Genomic DNA, 19,291 nt, shown 5'->3' with positions numbered 1-19,291 from the left:
CCATTTTTGAAATGGCGCTGCAAGTTTAATCCGTTTTTTTTACGCAGTAATCAGCCGGGTCGGGGGCGTCGATCAACAACTTTTATTATCGACAAACGGCATAAAATCGTAGTGGAAACGCATTGCTAAAAAGTCAGCCTGAACCGGCGCTGGCATTCATTCCTGAAATTGCGGCCTATGGGAAGTTCTTTTCCGGCAATTTCTATTTTATGGGAATGATAGCTTTCGATTTTATCCACAGAAACAATGAAAGAGCGGTGGACGCGCACGAATCCGTCCTCTGGCAGAAGTTCTTCGAGCAGGCTTATTTTATGTTTGGAGATCAGAACTTTATCTTTCAGGACTACCTTAATATAATCACGCAGGCTTTCGACCCAGAAAATATCCTTCACGTTCACCTTAACCATTTTCCGGTCTACTTTTAGATACAAAAAGACATCCTGATTGCTTATGTAAGGTTTTTCCGGCACTATTTCAGAACGGCGGCCGACATCCATACTTCCAAAGACCTTGTCCATTGCACGCAAAAAACGTTCAAAGGGGATAGGTTTTAACAAGTAATCGACAGCATTCAGGTCAAAACCTGCAAGCGCATAGTCCTCGTAGGCAGTGGTAAATATTACTTTTGGAGGTGTCGTGAGGCTTCTGAGTAAATCTGTGCCCTTCAATCCCGGCATTTTCACGTCCAAGAACATCAGATCAATTTTGTTCTGCTGCAAAATCTGAAAGGCCTGAATTGCATTCCGACACCGCGCAATGACTTCGATTTCACTGAAATTACCGAGATAATTGTCCAGTACTTCTATCGCGTGTGGTTCATCGTCCACCAGGATTGCCCTCAGTTTCATAATTAATTTGATGCGACAAGCTTTTTCAGATCTATTTCAAGAATGACAGCGAACAGATCCTCCTCTTCCCGGATTTTGAGCTGATATGCCGCAGGGTAAAGGATTTCCAGCCTTTTTCTGACATTGGCCAGTCCGATGCTCACATAATGCTTCTCCCGCTCCTCCGGAAACGTATGCTCCGGTTTACTGTTCACTATTTTAAATTTAAGTAAATTGTTCTTAATCAGCAGGTCCATGTTGATCCAGGCATCGCCCAGCTGCTCGCTGGCACCATGTTTGAACGCATTTTCAACCAACGGCAGGATCAGCAGGGGCGCAATCCGGAGGCCCGGCAACAGACCATTGATACTAAAATTGATATCCAGACGATCCTCATACCTGATCTTTTCCAGCTCGATATAACTTTCAACAATACGGACATCTTTTTGCAGGTCCACCACATCGGTATTCGCCTCATAAAGCATATAGCGCAATATTTCCGACAATCCCATCACGACACCGGCCGACCGGGGCGACTGGTTTAAAGTCAGTGCATATAAATTATTGAGGGTGTTGAATAAAAAATGAGGATGCAGCTGGCCTTTCAGAAAGTTCAGTTCTGCTTCAATGGCCGCTTGCCGTCTTTCGAACCACATTTTGAAAAATTTAACCGACAACGCTACCCAAACAAAAATATTCGTCTGCTCAAAGGCACTTGTGAGATAAACGGATTTTGTAAACTGCTCAACAAAACTCCCTTTCAGTTTCTGCCATTCAAATGTCGGGTCCTTTTCCCTGATGGCATTATTGATAATCGGGTCAGCGATCAGTATCTCGACCAGCCGGAACAGAACCGTAGAAAGCAGCACGCACAATAACAGCAGGGCCAAAAATCCTACATACTTTTTCCGGTCAAAAAACTTCGGGATCACCACATAGGCTATGGCGTAAAAGTAAAGCATGTGTATAGGTAAGAACATCGCCACAACCCCCAGTGCAAGCCAGTAATTGGGCATGCCGGCACCATAAATAGCAGTCAGCGATATCATTACGATCAGCCAGAATGCTATGTGCTGAAAAAGTCTGTTTTGGGCCAGATTTTGAATCATCAGATGTTTGGGCACGTTAACAAAGATAATTGATCGGCTTTCTGAAAAATGACCGTATACACATTATCGACGGACGTTACGAAAATGTCGACAAACGACAACTTCTATGGGCCAAGACAAAATATCTGACGCGGAATGCTCTTCACAGCGAAGTCACTGACAGGCGTGTGTTTTAAGACCGGTTATAGATAAAATATCCAATTTGTCTTCCAAAATCACAATTTGTATCTATTCCCCTTCCTGTCCGTGGATTTTCTACTTAGTTTTGTATTAGAATAAGAAAATTAACTAAACTGTAAAATAATGGCAACGTCAACCGAAACGTACATTCCTTACAAGGTAAAAGATATCTCGCTGGCCGAGTGGGGCCGTAAAGAAATCACACTAGCAGAAGCTGAAATGCCAGGCTTAATGGCGATCCGCGCTGAATACGGCCCATCACAACCACTGGCAGGCGCACGTGTGGCTGGTTGTCTTCACATGACCATCCAAACTGCTGTATTGATCGAAACATTGACAGCACTGGGCGCAGAAGTGACCTGGTCGTCATGTAATATTTTTTCAACGCAGGATCATGCAGCAGCTGCAATTGCGGCGGCTGGGATTCCGGTTTATGCGTGGAAAGGCATGAATGAAGAAGAGTTCAACTGGTGCATCGAACAAACGCTGTTTTTTGGTGAAGATCGCAAGCCACTGAACATGATCCTTGACGATGGCGGTGACCTTACCAACATGGTTTTTGACGAGTATCCTGAGCTTATAGATGGTATCAAAGGTCTTTCGGAGGAAACAACAACCGGGGTTCACCGTTTGTATGAACGTTTCAAAAACGGTACGCTTCATTTGCCTGCGATCAACGTAAATGACTCGGTTACCAAATCTAAATTTGATAACAAATACGGTTGCCGCGAATCGCTTGTGGATTCTATCCGTCGCGCGACCGACCTGATGCTGGCTGGGAAAGTGGCCGTAGTGGCAGGTTATGGTGATGTAGGCAAAGGTTCTGCGGAGTCACTTCGCGGGGCAGGCTGCCGCGTTCTGGTTACTGAAATCGACCCGATCTGTGCGCTTCAGGCTGCTATGGATGGTTTTGAAGTGGTCACGATGGACGACGCTGCGGCGCGTGCCAATATCTTTGTGACTGCGACAGGTAACTACAAGATCATTACAGACCGTCACTTCCTCAAAATGCGTGACAAAGCCGTTGTTTGTAACATCGGTCACTTCGACAATGAAATCGATATGGCGTGGCTGAACAAAACTTACGGCAACACCAAATCGCAGATCAAACCACAGGTTGACATTTATTCGGTAGAAGGCAAAGACATCATTGTTCTTGCAGAAGGCCGTCTCGTAAATTTGGGCTGTGCAATGGGACACCCGTCTTTTGTGATGTCATGCTCATTCTCAAATCAAACGCTTGCGCAAATCGAGCTTTGGACAAATATTGAAAGCTACGAGAAAAAGGTATATGTGCTTCCAAAAGCGCTTGACGAAAAAGTAGCGGCTTTCCACCTGGCTCACGTCGGTGCAAAACTGGAAAAACTTTCTGAAGAGCAGGCTGCTTACATCGGCGTTTCAACGGAAGGTCCTTTTAAAGCGGAAACTTACCGCTATTAATGGTTCGAAGCTTTTAATGGTTCGAAGCTCCGCTTCGGACCCACTATTTTAAGGCCTCTGGCCGGTCTGCATCTGCAAATCCGGCCGGAGGCCTTGTAATAGCGGCACGAAGCTGAGCTTCATGCCAACTTACCGGAGAGGGGATAGAAATACCATTCTGATCAAAAGCCTTCTTAATCGCTTTTATTGCAGTACTTTTAGCCGCACCCGGCCCGGTTTTGGTCTGATCTATCCAGAAAAGCAGCTCAAAATCAATACTATTTTCACCAAATCTGATGAAGTTGAATTCAGATACTTTCTTTTTGCTTAAAAAGCCAAGATCATTAACCGTAGTCAGCACCAGCTTCTCGACAATATTCAGATCATCAGTATAAGAAACACCGCATTCCAACGATACCCTGCGTTCTCCGGAATAGGTAAAGTTTAAAATGGGTTTTTGAAAAATATCCTTGCTTGGTAATTCCACCTGCTGTCCGGCAAAGTTATCCATCTTAACAGAGCGCAGTCCGATTGATAACACCCTGCCGGTAAATCCGTTTGTTTCAATAACGTCACCTACTTTAATCGGCCTCTGGATCGCGATAAAGGCTCCTGATATAAAATTGGTTGTCAGATCCTGAAAAGCGAAACCCAATGCCAGGGCCAATACGCCGGCACCTGCCAGCAGCGATGTAACGGTTTTATCCAGACCGAGCACACCCAACGCAAAAAATAACCCGGTAGTAACAATTGCGATCCTCGTCAATGCAGAAACAAGACTCACAAGTGCAATGTTTTGAGACGCCTTTCCTAATACTCTTTCCACGACCCGGCTGCCGTATTTGGCCAGATACCGAAAAAACACGAGTACCAATATGGCGATAATCAGATTGGGTACAAACCGGACGCTGGCGTCAAACCATCTGTCCAGCTTGGCCGCCATAGGGTCGACGATTTTTGTAATTTGCGCGAATATCATTTCAGGGTAATTTTACGAAATCCAAAGGCCAGCCCGGCTAACTGGCCGGCCATCTCATAATTATTGGTAATATAGTTCTAACGGAGCTGCCTCCATTTTTCCTGCAAATAAATGAAAAAATGTCATCCAAAAAGAAGCACCACATCTAAGTGTACTTTTCTTTTCGGATGACATTTAAAAAAACCGGCTGACTAAGTATTACTTCAATATCCTTACAGCCTGTCCAGTAATTCCTGCTTTTTAGTTTTGAATTCCTCCTCCGTGATCTGTCCCCTTTCAAAAAGAATATTGATTTTCTCGATAGTGGAAATAATTATATCCTGCGTTGTAGGAGTATTTTCACCTTTAGAATCCACATTCGTAGTGACATCGTAGGCTAGTTCGGGGGTGGGCTGGGATTGTTTTCCCGGCTCGGAAATTACATCTAAACTGTCCAGAGTAACAGGACCGTCCTGACTCGAGAACTTATAGGATGTGCCTGATCCCTGCTGCTGTGATATCCCGGAAATCTGATGATGTTTTGTGTCGTAAATGATCTGTTTACCATTTTCTTCGATCACCAACCTACGTACCGGGGCGAAATAGGCGTACCTGAAATTATTCTGGGAACCACTGGAAGTGGGTGTCCCGAATATCGAAGGCCAGGGACTACCTGTAACGCCTTTGATCTCCTTATCCCGCAAGTGGTTTTCTACCGGCTGATCATCTATGTCCTCGAACAATGCCCCCTTGGCCAACAGGCCGGACAATTCATTAGATAGTCTGTCAACAATTGATTTTAGCGAATTGTTGAACATATCTCCAACCATAGTCATCCCACCTTTCATCCACTGGCCCCCTCCGCCCAATTCAGGTATATTGAATTGGGCCATGCTCCCATTGCCTCTGACGATCGCATTTAGCAGGGCTTCAACAGTTTCTGTCTTTAATTTATAGTGACCGGCAATATCTTCTATATTCCGTCGGCCTTGCTCTGTAAGTACTTTCATAACATTTAATATTTCTATTTGGAATGAAAGAACACAAAAACAGTGCCATTATAGAATCAGTTTCCGGCTTTCAGCCTTAAATTCAACCATTTATTTTCAAGGCTTGACTGGTCGCGGATATTGACCTGCTCTCTGGCGCTTTCTTTTGCGTAGGCAATCCTGTCGGTTGTGAGGGGGTGGGTGCTTAAAATTTCCAGTTCTCCCGAATTTTCAGCATGGTTGTTAAGCAACTGAAAAAGGTCTGTAAATCCCCGCAGACTTATCCCGTTTGCCGCCAAAACTGCCATACCATTTTTATCTGCCTCTATTTCCAGTTCTCTAGAATAGGTCAGGTTCATCAGCATATTGGAATTGTCGGCGATTATAGCTGCGACTCCATTAATATCATTGAACAGCAGCGACACAAACAAATTACGAGATAAGGTTCTGAACGTGCTTTTAAGTGAATGACGGTAGTGGATATGAGCGGTTTCGTGTGCAAGCAGGGCGGCGAGCTCTTCTTTGGTTTTCATCTTTGCGATTATTCCGCTGAAAATAATAATATGCCCACCAGGCAAAGCAAATGCATTGCATTGCTTGTCGTTAACCACGGTGACCTCGATCGGATAGCTCGTTTTAAGATGAAAGGACTGCAGAAAATCATTGACTTTCCCAGTCAGTGTATCATTGACTTCATACTGGCTCATCACAGTTTCGTACACGGATGAACCTATGCTAACCTCCATGCCTGTCGGAATTTGGGACGCAGCTTTTTCTGCAAATAACGGAATGATGTACCAGTAAAGAACAGCGATAAATACAACGACAGCAACTGTCAGGCTAGCCAGAACCGTATTCTTCTTTAAAATATCGGAGGATCGCCCAACGATAAAACGTTTGGAGGGATATTTGTCCTTCAGTGCCTGAGGCAATCTTCCATCCTTACTGACGACAGTTTGCTCCGGAAAACCACCGTAACGGAAAACATGGATGGTGGTAAAATTCTCATCGGTCATGATCCCCTTGATATCCCACCGGACGTACTGATTGATCCCCTCGCCGATCGAATACTTGATCAGCCAGTGGTCCGACATCAGTATCATTGTTGCATCATGTGCAACTGAAACCTTCCCGTCGTAATACTTAATATTTAAATCAAACAAGGCCAATGTCAATGATATCTGCTAAGTCCTCTCCTGTTGCATCCGTATAATTTTCCTCAGTTTGCCGGATTGCATCCGCATCCAGCGCGCCTTCGATGATCACATTGCCGGTAATAAATTCAAATGCCCGGACAACCGCCCAGGGCGTTCCAAGTCCCAAAGTCAGGATAATGATCAGAAAGTTCACTATGATAAGCTTGAAATAGCCCCCCGCAGTCGCGGTAGAACGAAATTTAAGCACCCTGTGATCCTGATATAACCGGATGTTATCAATATAATAGTTGAACAAATCCCTAACATACCAGAACACATATATCCCTAAAGTAATAATAGTCAGAAAATAACCTTTGAGGTGCAGCATCAGATATGCACTACCTTCACCTTCAAACGAAAACCTAAGATTACCGAAACGAAGATTCTGGAAAATATACTTCCGCAATTTGATAATCAACCAGAAAAAGTAAATGCCGAAAGTACAGATGGTAAGCAGACCGCCGGTAAATAAAAGCCGGACAAGTTCGTTCCGGTCACCTCTGTAACCAAAATGAATGCCGCGCCAGGACGAACGGGATGTCCGGTACCTGAGAGAACCATGAATAGCAATTGGAATGAGAAAAAATAAAAGGATGTAGAAAACAAGCGATCCGGCGATAATCACCACCTTATTTATCGACAGGGCGGCCGCTAACACCAATCCGTAAACGACAACCAATATGCCCAGCGCTTTGATAAACCCAATGAACATTTCCTTTCCTGTGCCATGAAAGGCGAATCGGCTGTCTTTAAATTCCGTTTCCTGGTAGAGATACTTAATTAATGCTGCTTTGGCCCAGGGATAATACAGGCCGAGTGTGAGAATGGTTAACAGGATGTTCAGGATATAGATCCTGAACAATTTGGCCCCGTTTCCATGAAAGCTGATTTTGTGTGTATCTGTGTAATGATGCTCCATATTCATTTGATTTTTGAACTGAGGACGAAAATCAAATATAGAATATTTTGCGAGTAATCAAGGTTCTCCGCAGTTGAAAAAGCGGGTGTGAGTTTTCTACCGGAGCGTTTGGTCTAACCAAAGGTAACTTGCCTCAGGTTAGACCAATACAATTATAAATCTTCCTCAGCTTTGCCGGTAGTCCTGTCCAGTTCGATCTTTGCTGATAAATAATCAAAAACCGCTTCCAGATAATTCGACTTGGCGGTAGTTAATGCAAATTCTGCATCCGTAAGTTCAAGCCTCGAGGCGACCCCTTTTTCATACCGGTACTTTACGATAGAATAACTCAGCTCCGCTGTTTCCGATACATTTTGCTGCGTTTTTATCCGCTCGGACGTTTCCACAAGAGTAGCCAGGATTTGCTTAACCTCACTCTTCAGCTGCTCTTGCGCATTATTGTAAACAATATCTGCCTGCTGCCTTTCGATTTTCCCCAATGCAATCCTGTTGATATGCTGCATCCCGCTAAACAAAGGAATAGAAAATTGTATACCTGCGTAGAAGACCGGCGGATAACCCGCATTTCCAAACCGAAACTGATTGGTTTGGGTTTGCAGCTGATACTGACTGACAAAGTTTACCACTGGCAAGCGCGCAGACCTGTACAGTTCAATTTCCCGGTCGTTGATTTCCTTATTCAATGTGAGGATCTGCAAATCCGGGCGCTGATGTATTGATAAGTGGTAAGTACTGTTTTCAGAAGGAATCGAGTCGGCAGGGTTCAGTTGCAGCGAATCGGAAAGATTATACTCTGTTTCGGATACATCGCCCAATAATACCCGAAGTTGCTGCTGGCTGATCTGCAACGCGTATGTGAGCCTTAACACATCGGGTTCGAGGTTTTTTACAGATGTATATGCCCTCAATGTATCCACCCGGAGCGCACGACCCTGAGCAAGTAATGAGCTGGCATCGGCAAGTGCCTTTTTATTACGCAGAATACTCTCTTTCTGAAGTTTTAGTCTTTCATTCAAAACCAGCAGCTGAACATAATTTTGCTTAACCCTAGCTACAACATCTATTTCTTTTTCCCGGTAATAAAGCTGGCTTTGTTTTTCAAGAAGACCTCGTCTTTTGATTTCATGCTTTGTCCCCGAATTATAAATGGGCTGGACCAATGAAACCTGTGCCCCTGCCAGGTCTTCCCCACCGATCCTTGCGTAATCTATTTTTTCAGAAGAAGGATTGGTGTTAAGCCCGAAGAAAACCGGTCTCTGAAAATAATGCTGAAACTGGCCGGTGAGGCTGATGTTCGGCATCAGCAAACCGTGTGTAATCGCAGTCTGCTGTCTTGATTTATGTACATTCAGTGAGTCGATACGTAGTTCACGGTTTCTTGCCTTAGCCTGCTCAATAGCCTGCTGCAAAGAAAGCGACTGTTTTTGCGCCCTCAGGAGCAAAGGAGCTGACACCAGGAATACGGCGATCAGCCATATTACCCGGTTATATTGATTTAAAATTGAATTTTTCATGATGGATATGTGATGTTAATGCATCGTTTGAGGTGATCAGTGCAATACCGCTTCCTCGGCCCGTGTAGTCGTGTTTTCTTTGTAATGCCCCCGAAGCGGTCTTGACAGGTAGGAATAAATCGCTGGGATCACATAAAGCGTGAGCACTCCGGCGAAGATCAGCCCTCCCACTACCACAATACCGAGCGACTGGCGGCTGCCCGACGCCGTACCCAGTGATAATGCAATCGGCAATGTCCCGAATATCATAGCCAGGGTTGTCATCAGAATCGGACGAAAGCGTGAAACCGCGGCGACCTTGGCAGCTTCGAAAATCGACTTACCTTCTTCTTTGCTCTGGTTCGCAAATTCCACGATAAGGATACCGTTTTTGGTAATGAGCCCGATGAGCATGATAATACCGATCTGACTGAAAATATTGATCGACTGTGCCGTAAACCAAAGACTGAGCAATGCGCCCGTCAGGGCCATCGGTACTGTTAAAAGAATAATAAACGGATCTACAAGACTTTCAAACTGGGCGGCCAGTACCAGATAGATGAGTACAATGGCAAAAATGAATGCAAAGATCAGACTGGAACTGCTTTCGGAATAATCCCTGCTTTGTCCGGCGAGGGCGGTGCTGAAACCTTTGGGTAATTCTTTGGCTGTGATTTTGTCCAGCTCCTGAATCGCTTCGCCCAAACTTACGCCTGGTGCCGGCGTGGCCGAGATCGTGGCGCTGTACGACTGATTGTAACGATATATTGCTGGCGGGCTGATGCCTTCATTTTGTTTTGTAAGGTTATCCAGTGATACCATTTCCCCACTTCCGGATTTCAGATATATAGATTTCAGATCATAGGGCGCCGAGCGGTCCTTTCTGTCGAGCTGCCCGATGACTTCATACTGGCGATCATTATGAATAAAATACCCATACCTTCTGCTGCTGAGCGCAAGCTGTAATGTTTGCCCGATGGCCTGGGTTGAAATTCCCAATTGGGCCGCCCGCTGGCGGTCAATACTGATACTGATCTCCGGACGGTTAATTTTGAAATCCGCATCGGCAAAAATAAGTTTTTTGTTGCCTCCTACCTGCGTCATCAGTTTTGGCATTACATTGATCAGCTCCTTCAATCCCGGTGCCTGGATCACATATTGTACCGGCTGGGTGTTTCCGTATCCACCTATTGTCGGGGTTTGCACGGGAATGATGAGCACATTTCGGAATTGCTGAGACGCAACCACCAACTTCTGGAATATTTGTGCCTGTGTCAGACCACTTTTTCTGTCTTTGGGCTCATTTAAAAATATCCACTGAAAACCTCCATTTACCGGCTGTGCCAAGGTTCCACCTGCCGCCGCAATGGCGGTATAAGTGCGCCCAGCGTTCAGGTCTGGGATAGAGTCGCTGATATAATTCCCGATCTGCTTCATACTTTGTTCCATACTTTCGTAGGACGTTCCTTCCGGCGCAATGACCGCCAGGCCTATCATCGACCTGTCTTCCAGTGGTGCCAGTTCTGAGGGAAGTTTGGGAGCAAGCCAGTACGCAAGCCCAAATGAAACCAGCAGCAATACAATTCCCAGCCAGCGCACTTTCATAAATGCCGAAAGCGATCTGGCATAAGCATCATTCAACGCAACAAACCAGGGCTCCGTTTTTTTGTAAAGCCAGTTGTGCGAAGTACCTGATTTGAGCAGATATGCGCTCATCATCGGTGTTAGGGTAAGGGCAACAAAAGCCGAAACCGTCACCGATCCTGCTACAACAATCGCAAATTCTTTAAATAAACGCCCGGTTAACCCGCCCAGAAAAAGGATTGGAAGGAAAACAGCTACCAGCGTAATCGTCGTGGAAATTACCGCGAAATAGATCTCCGACGAACCAAGCCTCGCCGCCTGAACAGGCGACATACCTTCCTCAACCTTACTGTATATATTTTCAAGAACAATGATCGCATCGTCCACAACCAATCCGATTGCCAGTACCAGCCCGAGAAGCGTAAGTACATTGATGGAAAACCCGGCTATGTACATAATAAAGAATGCAGAAACGATGGAAACCGGTATTGCCAGCAAGGGGATCAGTGTACTCCGCCAGTCGCGCAGGAAGACGAAAATGATGAGGGAAACAAGGGCAAACGCGAGCAGTAATGTTTCTTCCACTTCTGAAAGGGAGTTCCTCACCGGAACTGTAAAGTCCTTACCCAAAGCAATCTCGTATTCCTTAGGTGCATTCTTTTTGATCTCTTCAAAACGGTTCTTGAATTCGTCCACGATCGCCAGGGAATTGGCACCGCGCTGTGGGCTTACCCCGGTTCCCACACCATAATCGGCAGTATTACCGCTGTAGATGATCATGGCAGTTCTTTCATTCTGAGAGGACATTATCGCTTCCCCAACGTCTTTAAAACGAACAATTGCGCCATCACTTTCCCGCAGGATCATATTGTTAAAATCTGCCTCGGTAACCAGTCTTCCTTGCGTACGCAGCGTTACTTCGGTGTTCTGGCCTTCAATACGGCCGCTCGGTAAATCCACGTTTTCACGCTGTAAAGCATTCTGGATATCAGTTGGTGTCAGGCCATAGGCAGCCAGTTTTACCGGATCCATCCTTAGGCGCATCGCACGTTTTCTACCCGCATAAGAATCCACCAAACGTACGCCGGGAATAGATTGCAGCCTTTCTTTAATATTGATATTGACAAAATCCGTTACATCTTCAAGGCTTTTCGTTTTGCTTTGAACGGTAAGAAAAACAAGAAAATCGGCAGGACCCGCCTTTTCAACAATAGTCGGCTCAATGTCGGTCGGCAGTTGCTGGCGCGATTTGGAAACTTTGTCACGGACATCGTTGGCGGCCGCTTCCAGATCCGCATTTAACTCAAACTCAACAGTGATAATACTGACCTGTTCGCGGGAAGTGGATGAAACCGACCGGATCCCGTTTGCTTCCGCGATCGCTTCTTCCAATGGTTTGGTAACCTGCGAAGCAATAATGTCGGCGCTCGCACCGGGATATACCGTAGTTACCATCACAATCGGCGAATCTGTAACCGGGTATTCCCGTGTTCCTAAAAATGTATAGCCGACGATACCAAAAAGTATAAGCAGTACGGACATAACCCCGGCCAAAACTGGCCGGGAGATACTAACTTGAGAAATAGCACTCATAACGAAAAATATTTTTAATGAACTGAAACCAATTGTATGGCGGAACCAGGTGTTAAACGGAGCATATTACTGGTGATAACCGTGTCTCCTGAAGCGAGCCCGCTTGTTACATGCACTGAAAATGCGTCTCTCTGGCCTACCTGGATAGGTTTGAAAATGGCTTTGCCGGCATTCACCACAAAAACACTATAACCCTGCGACGACGGTATCAATGCCTGGTTGGGAACCATCAATGCGTTACCGGTAGTGTTTAAACGTATCGCCAGCCTCGCACTCTGCCCGGGCAACAATTCCCGGCTGCTGTTGCTGCTTACTGCCCGCATGAGCAGAGTCCGGGTCTTCTGGTCCAGGCCGGCTTCGTGGGCTACAATTTTTGCTTTATACACCTTTTCATCCGATTCGACCTGATATTGCACCTCGTCTCCCGGCTTCAGGGTATTAGCATGTTTTTCGGGAACCGCAAAATCGATCTTTAGCTGGCTGTTATCTGTAAGCAAAGCCAGCGGGCTACCCGGTGTAACATAGGTTCCGGGGTACACATTCACAATTCCAAGATTCCCGCTGAAAGGCGCCCGGATACTGGTTTTGGCGATGGTAACTTTTAGCTGTTCGATCTTGGCCTGCAATACTTTCAAATTTGTAAATGCCTGATCATAATCCTGCTGGATCGCAGCTTCCCTGTCTATCAGATCTTTAAGCCTCCTTTCGTTCAGCAACACCAGTTTTTCCTGTTGTTTCAATTGTTCCAGTTCAGCGATCAGGTCGGCATCATCCAACTTGAACAATAAGGCGCCTGCATTCACAAATTTGCCCTCTTTTGCATGAACAGAAACCACTTTCCTGCTCAGCTCACTGGTAATGCTTACTTCCTGAAATGCAATCAGCGTCCCGGAAACTGTCATTTCTTCATTCAATGACTCGGAGTGAAGTACCTGGCCATCCACCGGAACCCCCTGTGGCTTTTGTTCCACTTTAACATTTTCCTTTTCAACTTCCTCGGATGAGTGCCCTTTAAGGTAGACAGACACAAGTATCACGGCAGTCAATATCAGGCCGGATACGATTTTTGCAGATTGGATTATCTTTTCCATGTATAGATTTATATAAATATTTAAATATTTCGATTGATTAGATACTAACTTTTGGACGTTTCTTGATATTTCTGGTTTTTCACAGACTGTGTGTTGTGGCGCACACTTTCTGCTTGGGATTGTTTTAAGAGTTGTTAATTCGAAACTATGTAACCAATATTAATTTATAAATACATTGAAATCTATCAATGTATTGGAGCAAAAATTTTTAACCTTTTAAAGTATTAAGAAAACCGACGTATTCATCCAGAATACATGAGTTGAGTTTGTATTTTACGTTTCTTCCTTCCTTCACTACGAAGATCAAGTCGGCGTCTGAGAGCTGCTTCACATGGTGCGAAATGGACGGTTGCGTGAGATCTATGAAATCGGATATCTCATGACAATATAAACAGTCTTCCTTTTCCCGCAACTGCTGCAAAATGAGAATACGGCTCGGATCACTCAACGCCTTCGATATCCTCTCCACTTTCCGCACATCCATGACCTTGATATATAGATAAATTTGAATGTATTAATAAATGCTTCGTGGCTACACTACATTTCCAAAAATAAAATAATTCCCGGTCCGGAAAAATATTTTTTTAAGTACCCCCGGAGAACCTGGTTTTGCGGCTAACATCTGTATGTGGGATCTTCCGGACTGCTGTTCACCCGGCACAGTTATTTTGATACAACTGTTACAAACTTCAAACCGATAAACATTCAAAATCATGGACATCTACAACGTAGCATCAGCATATCTGGATACAACATTTGAAATGATTGATCCGACCGATCCGGGTGAAAACCCGCCGTTCGATCCGCGCCCCGAGGTTCCCGTTCCGGATGCTCCGGAAGAAACGCCCCCATTTGAAAGAGATCCCGAAAATCCACCTCTGAGACCGGAACCCGAACTTCCGCCGGTTGAACCTGTGGTCCCAGAAGTGGAGCCGCTACGGGAGCCGGGGGGCGAACCGGATATCCCGGCCTTCAATTAATTCTGTAATTTAACGTATGCTGATATTTGCCAGGAATCGAGAGAGTATCTCGAAATTTTCCTGGTCAAAGCACACAAAAACCACTTTTTCAATCGTATCTGTTGTTTTAATAAAAGCTGTAACAGTCTCAACGGCGACCTTTGCCGCTTTATCCTTTGGAAAGCCATAAATCCCCGTACTGATATTTGGAAATGCGATCGATTTACAGGCGTTATCAGCAGCCAGGCTCAGCGAGTTTCTGTAACAATCTGCCAAACTTTTTTCTTCTCCGTTCCCTCCTCCTTTCCACACGGGCCCTACTGTGTGGATAACAAACTCTGCGGGCAAGTTCCCTCCCGTGGTAATCACCGCATGGCCCGTTTTGCAGCCGCCCCGCATTGCTACTATTTTTCTGCATTCTTCAAGAATTGAAGGCCCCCCCGCTCTGTGTATTGCTCCATCAACACCGCCCCCACCCATTAATGAACTGTTCGCCGCGTTTACAACCGCGTCTACCTGAAGCTTCGTAATGTCTCCTTTAACAAGATCTATTTTTGTTTCAATGGCCATATTTTCAAGCATTTATTGATAATGCGTACGGAATAAATTATCATTCCAGGTTATTTGTCCGAGCATTTGACGACTACACGGATAAAGCTTACCTTTACTTAGGTTTTAGAATTTTTACTGCAATAAATTCTAAATCAATCCCATGTTATATAGTATGGTTTCTACTTCTTATGATGAAATCTTACAAACAAATTATGGTCACGGAATATGTAATGGTCGATTGAATGAAAAAAAATTTACTTCTGTTTTTTTTATTGGCATGCCTGACAGCCCGTGCCCAGGTTTACAAATCAATTCCCTCTAAAATAGAGGCTGAAGATTACGTTTCCATGCACGGCATTGGAACGGAAGCGACATCCGACGAAAACGGCGGTCTTGACATCGGCTGGATCGCGGATAGTAGCTGGATGGACTATAATGTCAATGTGGCCGCTCAGGGTTATTACACATTCAATTTCAGAATTTCCAACGGTTTTAGCCCGGATGCCAGGATTTCGCTGAAATCCGCAGACGGAAATGTGCTAGGACAAATCCTTCTTCCACAGACCGGCGGTATGCAAGGCTGGCAGTCGGTAAGTATGATCGCTTTTTTACCCGCAGGAAATCAGAAATTACGCGTTTTTGCGGAGAAAGGGATTTTTGGTTTTAACTGGTTCGAAGTTACTGCCCCAAAACAAGTCCCCGGAAAAATTCAGGCTGAACATTTCGATGCCATGTACGAAGTGCGGACAGAACCCACAGGCGATACCGATGGTGCACTCAACGTCGGGTATATTGACGACGAAGACTGGATGGATTACAACATCAAAGCCTCTTCCGCTGGAACATATACCTGCAGTTTCAGGGTGGCGAATGCATACGGAAACGGCCTGATCGACATTAAAAATGCCAACGGCACCTTACTCGGACAAGTAAATGTGCCACTAACCGGAGGCTGGCAAAGCTGGACCACCGTCAGTACGGAATTAACCCTGCCTGCGGGAAGTCAGGTCATACGCGTTTTTGCAAATCGCGGGGCCTTCAACCTCAACTGGCTGGAACTCTCCCTAAACCAGCAGACTGTTACCGGCACATTGCTCCCGGCAAAGGTTGAAGCAGAAGAATATGTTGCTATGAACAGTGTCGTGAACGAGCCGACTTCCGATCTTGCCGGGGGGCAGAATGTAGGTTGGATACAGGATGGAAGCTGGATGGATTATGCAGTTCACGCTCCGCAGGAGGGATTCTATACATTTGGGTTCAGGATAGCAAACGGCTACAGTCCGGAAGCGACGCTGACCCTGAAAACGGAAAACGGAACTGATTTAGGATCAATAGTACTACCGCAAACTGGTGGCATGCAGGGCTGGAAAACCGTCAATATGATCGCACATTTACCGGCTGGAAACCAGACATTACGTGTTTTTGCTGAAAAAGGCGGGTGGAATTTCAATTGGGTTGATGTCAGCAAATCGCGGCCGCTTTCAGGAAAAATTGAAGCGGAAACTTTCGACGTTTCCGCCGACATCAGAACAGAACCTTCGAATGATACCGACGAAAGTACCGCAGTAAGTTATATCGATGACAGCGACTTTCTGGATTATAATGTAAATGTTGCCCAGGGAGGACTTTATACGTTCAGTTTCAGGATTTCAAACAGTTACGGAAACGGAAATATCCAGATAAAAAATGTCAGCGGTGATGTATTGGGCCAGGTCGATGTTCCTCAAACAGGCGGCTGGCAAAACTGGGCCACGATCCGGACTACTGCGACCCTTGCAGCCGGAAGCCAGGTTTTAAGAATTTATGCCAATCGCGGCGCATTTAATTTCAACTGGTTTGAGGCTACGCCCGGGTCGGTGCTCGGCCAATCGGTTATCACATTTCAGGAGTTTCCGGCTAAAAATGTCGGAGACGCCCCTTTTGACCTGATAGCTACGAGCACCAACTCTGAAACACCCATAATTTTCACTACTTCAAATCCGGATATTGTTACGGTTTACAATGCAAATGGAAACTGGAAAGCAACAATTGCGGGAGCCGGTGAAGCGACAATTACTGCTTCTCAGGCAGGAAACAGCAATTTTACAGCAGCTGAAAATATATCAAGGGTACTGATCGTAACAGGCGAAACCAATCCATCGAATGCTGTCAAAATTGCGATCGATCCCAAACGCTGGTACCAGCTGACCAACGCCAGCAGCGGACTCGAAGGTTTTTTTGATGGTAATACCCAAGAAGACGTCCACACCGGCTGGGGCAAGATCATCAATAATTATGAAGCCTATTATCCATTGCTGGATGGAGAAGAGATTACACTTGAAAGTATCAGATTCTTTGATTTCGCAGGTTCTACACAGGATCAGCCAATGATTATTTCGGTTATCGACGATCAATGGCGGCGCATACCCATTGCCACTTTTACCGGCGATGTTTACAATGGCTGGGTAGGCCCATATCCCGACAGGCATCTGACCGGTAATGCCCAGTTCAAACTCGATGCACCTGTAACCAACATCCGGTACATCGTGATGACCATGGCCAATATCCTCCCCACCGAAATTGAATTTTACGGAGCATATACGCCAGCTACTCCATCAACCCCACCGGCAAGGACTAAAAATATCCGGATCAAAGACCTTCTCGGCGTGAACGGCTACGAGTGGAATTTTCAGGATGGACACCATAGCGAATCCCTGGTGGAGTCGAAAGTGACTGCGGCGAAAAGCTTTACCGGCCTGCGCCACTATATGGACTGGGAGAAACTGGAGTCACGGGAGGGTGTATTTTCCTACAACCCTACCCTGAGCGGCAGCTGGAACTACGACCTGATCTACGAAAGATGCAAGCAGGAAAATATAGAAGTACTTGCCTGCCTTAAAACGTTGTCAAACTGGATGCTCGAAACCTACCCGGAAAATGAAAGAGACCATGAAAACGTACCTGTAAAATATGGCAAGGATTTCGCCGATCCGCTTTCCTATATCGAGCAGTCAAGAGTTGCTTTTCAGTATGCTGCCCGTTACGGAAGCAATACCCAGGTGGATCCTTCATTGTTAAGTGTTTCTACGGAACCCCGCTGGTATGGCGACTATCCCAATACTGTAAAAATCGGCCTTGACCTGATCAAATATATTGAGTGTGATAATGAACGGGACAAATGGTGGAAAGGCCGCAAAGGTTATCAAACCGCGCGGGAATATGCAGCCAATTTATCTGCATTTTATGATGGCCATAAAAATACGATGGGGCCCGCGGTAGGTGTTAAAAATGCCGATCCGAATATGAAAGTAGTCATTGCCGGACTCGTAACCGGTCCTGATTACGTAAAAGGTATGGTAGACTGGTGCAAGGAATTCCGCGGCTATAATCCTGACGGCACGGTCAACCTCTGCTGGGATATCGTCAACTTCCATCTTTACACGGATGATGCATCTTCTACCCAAAGCGGGACTTCTACCCGGGGAGTGGCGCCGGAAATGGGCAATGCTTCTGATATTCTCGAGAATTTTGTAAAAGTAACCCGCGAAGTATCCAACGATCTGCCTGTATGGATCACGGAAGCAGGTTACGACATCAGTCAGACAAGCCCTTTGAAAGCGATTCCGATTGGCAACAAATCTGCTATGCAGACTCAGGCAGACTGGATTCTGCGTACCTCATTATTTTCCGCCAGAAACGGAATTGAAAAGGTCTTCTTTTATCAGATGTATGATGATAATCCTTATGGCGGAATATTCGGATCTTCGGGGTTTGTAAACGACGACCAGTCGCGCCGGCCATCAGCCGACTACTTTTTACAGACCAAGAACCTTTTCGGTGAGTATTCTTATAAAGAAACCATCCACGCAGATCCGGTCGTAGACCGCTATGAGCTTGATGGAAAGTCACTTTTTATTCTGGTAGTTCCCGATGAGACCGGTAGAACCACCGAATACACGCTGAACCTGGGCGGCGCCGGAATTGCGAAAATTTTTACACCCAAAGCCGGAAGTAACAATATGGACGTTCAGGAATTACCAATCGTTGATGGAAAAGTAACCGTAACGGCTTCCGAAACGCCTATGTTTGTGATAGCCTCCGATGCTCCCAATCAACGCACAGCGGCAGAAACGGTTGTCCCAACAGCTGTAACCGGGAAAATCCTGCATGAAGCCGTTAAAGTTTATCCAAATCCGACCGCCGATTTTATCAACATCGATCTCGAAGATGATAATGCAACAAACCTGGATATCAAAATTTTCGACAGTAAATCAGGAAGGTTGTACAAGCAGGGAAAAGTGCACAGTTCCACGCCCAAAATGTCCCATAAACTGGACATTTCTCAGCTGCCGGTCGGTGTGTATGTGATTGAAATAATGCAGGGAAATGACCGGGCCTTCCGTAAGCTGGTCAAAGTAAACTGACTTGATTTACAAGTTTTAA

Annotated in this window: 14 protein-coding genes; 3 read left to right on the top strand and 11 right to left on the bottom strand. The window is 45.6% G+C overall.

Features of this window, described 5'->3' with window-relative positions:
* Positions 1-125: 125 nt before the first annotated feature.
* Both FBF61_RS21485 and FBF61_RS21480 read right to left on the bottom strand, forming a co-directional pair.
* Entirely contained in the window at positions 126-848 is a 723-nt protein-coding gene (locus FBF61_RS21485; RefSeq protein WP_138481178.1) for a LytR/AlgR family response regulator transcription factor, read from the bottom strand.
* A gap of 2 nt (positions 849-850) precedes the next feature.
* On the bottom strand, positions 851-1,936 hold the full coding sequence (locus FBF61_RS21480; RefSeq protein WP_138481176.1) for a sensor histidine kinase: 1,086 nt from the start codon (positions 1,934-1,936) through the stop codon (positions 851-853).
* Between the two features lie 303 nt (positions 1,937-2,239).
* Here FBF61_RS21480 and ahcY point away from each other — a divergent pair, with 303 nt between their 5' ends.
* Positions 2,240-3,556, top strand: a complete 1,317-nt coding sequence (gene ahcY, locus FBF61_RS21475; RefSeq protein ID WP_138481174.1) for an adenosylhomocysteinase — start codon at positions 2,240-2,242, stop codon at positions 3,554-3,556.
* A gap of 43 nt (positions 3,557-3,599) precedes the next feature.
* On the opposite strand, the gene FBF61_RS21470 is transcribed toward ahcY, so the two are convergent.
* The 8 genes from FBF61_RS21470 to FBF61_RS21435 form a co-directional block, all read right to left on the bottom strand.
* Entirely contained in the window at positions 3,600-4,514 is a 915-nt protein-coding gene (locus FBF61_RS21470) for a mechanosensitive ion channel family protein (RefSeq protein ID WP_138481172.1), read from the bottom strand.
* Between the two features lie 212 nt (positions 4,515-4,726).
* The gene (locus FBF61_RS21465) at positions 4,727-5,503 is read right to left on the bottom strand and encodes an SHOCT domain-containing protein (RefSeq protein WP_138481170.1); all 777 of its coding nucleotides are present in this window, start codon (positions 5,501-5,503) and stop codon (positions 4,727-4,729) included.
* Between the two features lie 56 nt (positions 5,504-5,559).
* Positions 5,560-6,645 carry a M48 family metallopeptidase gene (locus FBF61_RS21460; protein ID WP_138481168.1) on the bottom strand — a complete coding sequence of 362 codons (1,086 nt, stop codon included), beginning with the start codon at positions 6,643-6,645 and terminating at the stop codon, positions 5,560-5,562.
* Positions 6,638-7,597 (bottom strand): YjgN family protein, encoded by a 960-nt coding sequence (locus FBF61_RS21455; protein WP_138481165.1) that lies wholly within the window; start codon positions 7,595-7,597, stop codon positions 6,638-6,640. Before FBF61_RS21455 ends, FBF61_RS21460 begins: the two co-directional genes overlap by 8 nt.
* 152 nt (positions 7,598-7,749) lie before the next feature.
* Entirely contained in the window at positions 7,750-9,111 is a 1,362-nt protein-coding gene (locus tag FBF61_RS21450; RefSeq protein ID WP_138481163.1) for a TolC family protein, read from the bottom strand.
* 36 nt (positions 9,112-9,147) lie between these two features.
* Positions 9,148-12,267 (bottom strand): efflux RND transporter permease subunit, encoded by a 3,120-nt coding sequence (locus FBF61_RS21445; RefSeq protein WP_138481161.1) that lies wholly within the window; start codon positions 12,265-12,267, stop codon positions 9,148-9,150.
* A 14-nt stretch (positions 12,268-12,281) separates the two neighbouring features.
* Positions 12,282-13,358 (bottom strand): efflux RND transporter periplasmic adaptor subunit, encoded by a 1,077-nt coding sequence (locus FBF61_RS21440; protein ID WP_138481159.1) that lies wholly within the window; start codon positions 13,356-13,358, stop codon positions 12,282-12,284.
* A gap of 208 nt (positions 13,359-13,566) precedes the next feature.
* Positions 13,567-13,842 (bottom strand): ArsR/SmtB family transcription factor, encoded by a 276-nt coding sequence (locus FBF61_RS21435; protein WP_138481157.1) that lies wholly within the window; start codon positions 13,840-13,842, stop codon positions 13,567-13,569.
* Positions 13,843-14,071: 229 nt separating this feature from the next.
* Here FBF61_RS21435 and FBF61_RS21430 point away from each other — a divergent pair, with 229 nt between their 5' ends.
* The gene (locus FBF61_RS21430) at positions 14,072-14,338 is read left to right on the top strand and encodes a filamentous hemagglutinin (RefSeq protein ID WP_138481155.1); all 267 of its coding nucleotides are present in this window, start codon (positions 14,072-14,074) and stop codon (positions 14,336-14,338) included.
* A 9-nt stretch (positions 14,339-14,347) separates the two neighbouring features.
* Here FBF61_RS21430 and FBF61_RS21425 read toward each other — a convergent pair whose 3' ends face one another.
* On the bottom strand, positions 14,348-14,887 hold the full coding sequence (locus FBF61_RS21425; RefSeq protein WP_138481153.1) for an O-acetyl-ADP-ribose deacetylase: 540 nt from the start codon (positions 14,885-14,887) through the stop codon (positions 14,348-14,350).
* A gap of 224 nt (positions 14,888-15,111) precedes the next feature.
* On the opposite strand from FBF61_RS21425, the gene FBF61_RS21420 reads away from it, so the two are divergent.
* Complete coding sequence (locus tag FBF61_RS21420) at positions 15,112-19,272, top strand: carbohydrate-binding protein (RefSeq protein ID WP_138481151.1); 4,161 nt, start codon at positions 15,112-15,114, stop codon at positions 19,270-19,272.
* Positions 19,273-19,291: the final 19 nt, after the last annotated feature.

This window comes from Dyadobacter bucti (assembly GCF_005869225.1).
GTDB classification, from domain to species: Bacteria; Bacteroidota; Bacteroidia; order Cytophagales; family Spirosomataceae; genus Dyadobacter; species Dyadobacter bucti.
Note: the sequence above shows the minus strand (reverse complement) of the source record. Positions and strands in the feature narration are given on the sequence as shown.

Bases quoted from the DNA above. Each gene is read 5' to 3' on its own strand.
- FBF61_RS21480 (WP_138481176.1), bottom strand. From the start codon at position 1,936: ATGATTCAAAATCTGGCCCAAAACAGACTTTTTCAGCACATAGCATTC.
- FBF61_RS21470 (WP_138481172.1), bottom strand. From the start codon at position 4,514: ATGATATTCGCGCAAATTACAAAAATCGTCGACCCTATGGCGGCCAAG.
- FBF61_RS21440 (WP_138481159.1), bottom strand. From the start codon at position 13,358: ATGGAAAAGATAATCCAATCTGCAAAAATCGTATCCGGCCTGATATTG.
- FBF61_RS21435 (WP_138481157.1), bottom strand. From the start codon at position 13,842: ATGGATGTGCGGAAAGTGGAGAGGATATCGAAGGCGTTGAGTGATCCG.
- FBF61_RS21430 (WP_138481155.1), top strand. From the start codon at position 14,072: ATGGACATCTACAACGTAGCATCAGCATATCTGGATACAACATTTGAA.
- FBF61_RS21455 (WP_138481165.1), bottom strand. From the start codon at position 7,597: ATGGAGCATCATTACACAGATACACACAAAATCAGCTTTCATGGAAAC.
- FBF61_RS21485 (WP_138481178.1), bottom strand. From the start codon at position 848: ATGAAACTGAGGGCAATCCTGGTGGACGATGAACCACACGCGATAGAA.
- FBF61_RS21465 (WP_138481170.1), bottom strand. From the start codon at position 5,503: ATGAAAGTACTTACAGAGCAAGGCCGACGGAATATAGAAGATATTGCC.
- ahcY (WP_138481174.1), top strand. From the start codon at position 2,240: ATGGCAACGTCAACCGAAACGTACATTCCTTACAAGGTAAAAGATATC.
- FBF61_RS21425 (WP_138481153.1), bottom strand. From the start codon at position 14,887: ATGGCCATTGAAACAAAAATAGATCTTGTTAAAGGAGACATTACGAAG.
- FBF61_RS21420 (WP_138481151.1), top strand. From the start codon at position 15,112: ATGAAAAAAAATTTACTTCTGTTTTTTTTATTGGCATGCCTGACAGCC.
- FBF61_RS21445 (WP_138481161.1), bottom strand. From the start codon at position 12,267: ATGAGTGCTATTTCTCAAGTTAGTATCTCCCGGCCAGTTTTGGCCGGG.
- FBF61_RS21450 (WP_138481163.1), bottom strand. From the start codon at position 9,111: ATGAAAAATTCAATTTTAAATCAATATAACCGGGTAATATGGCTGATC.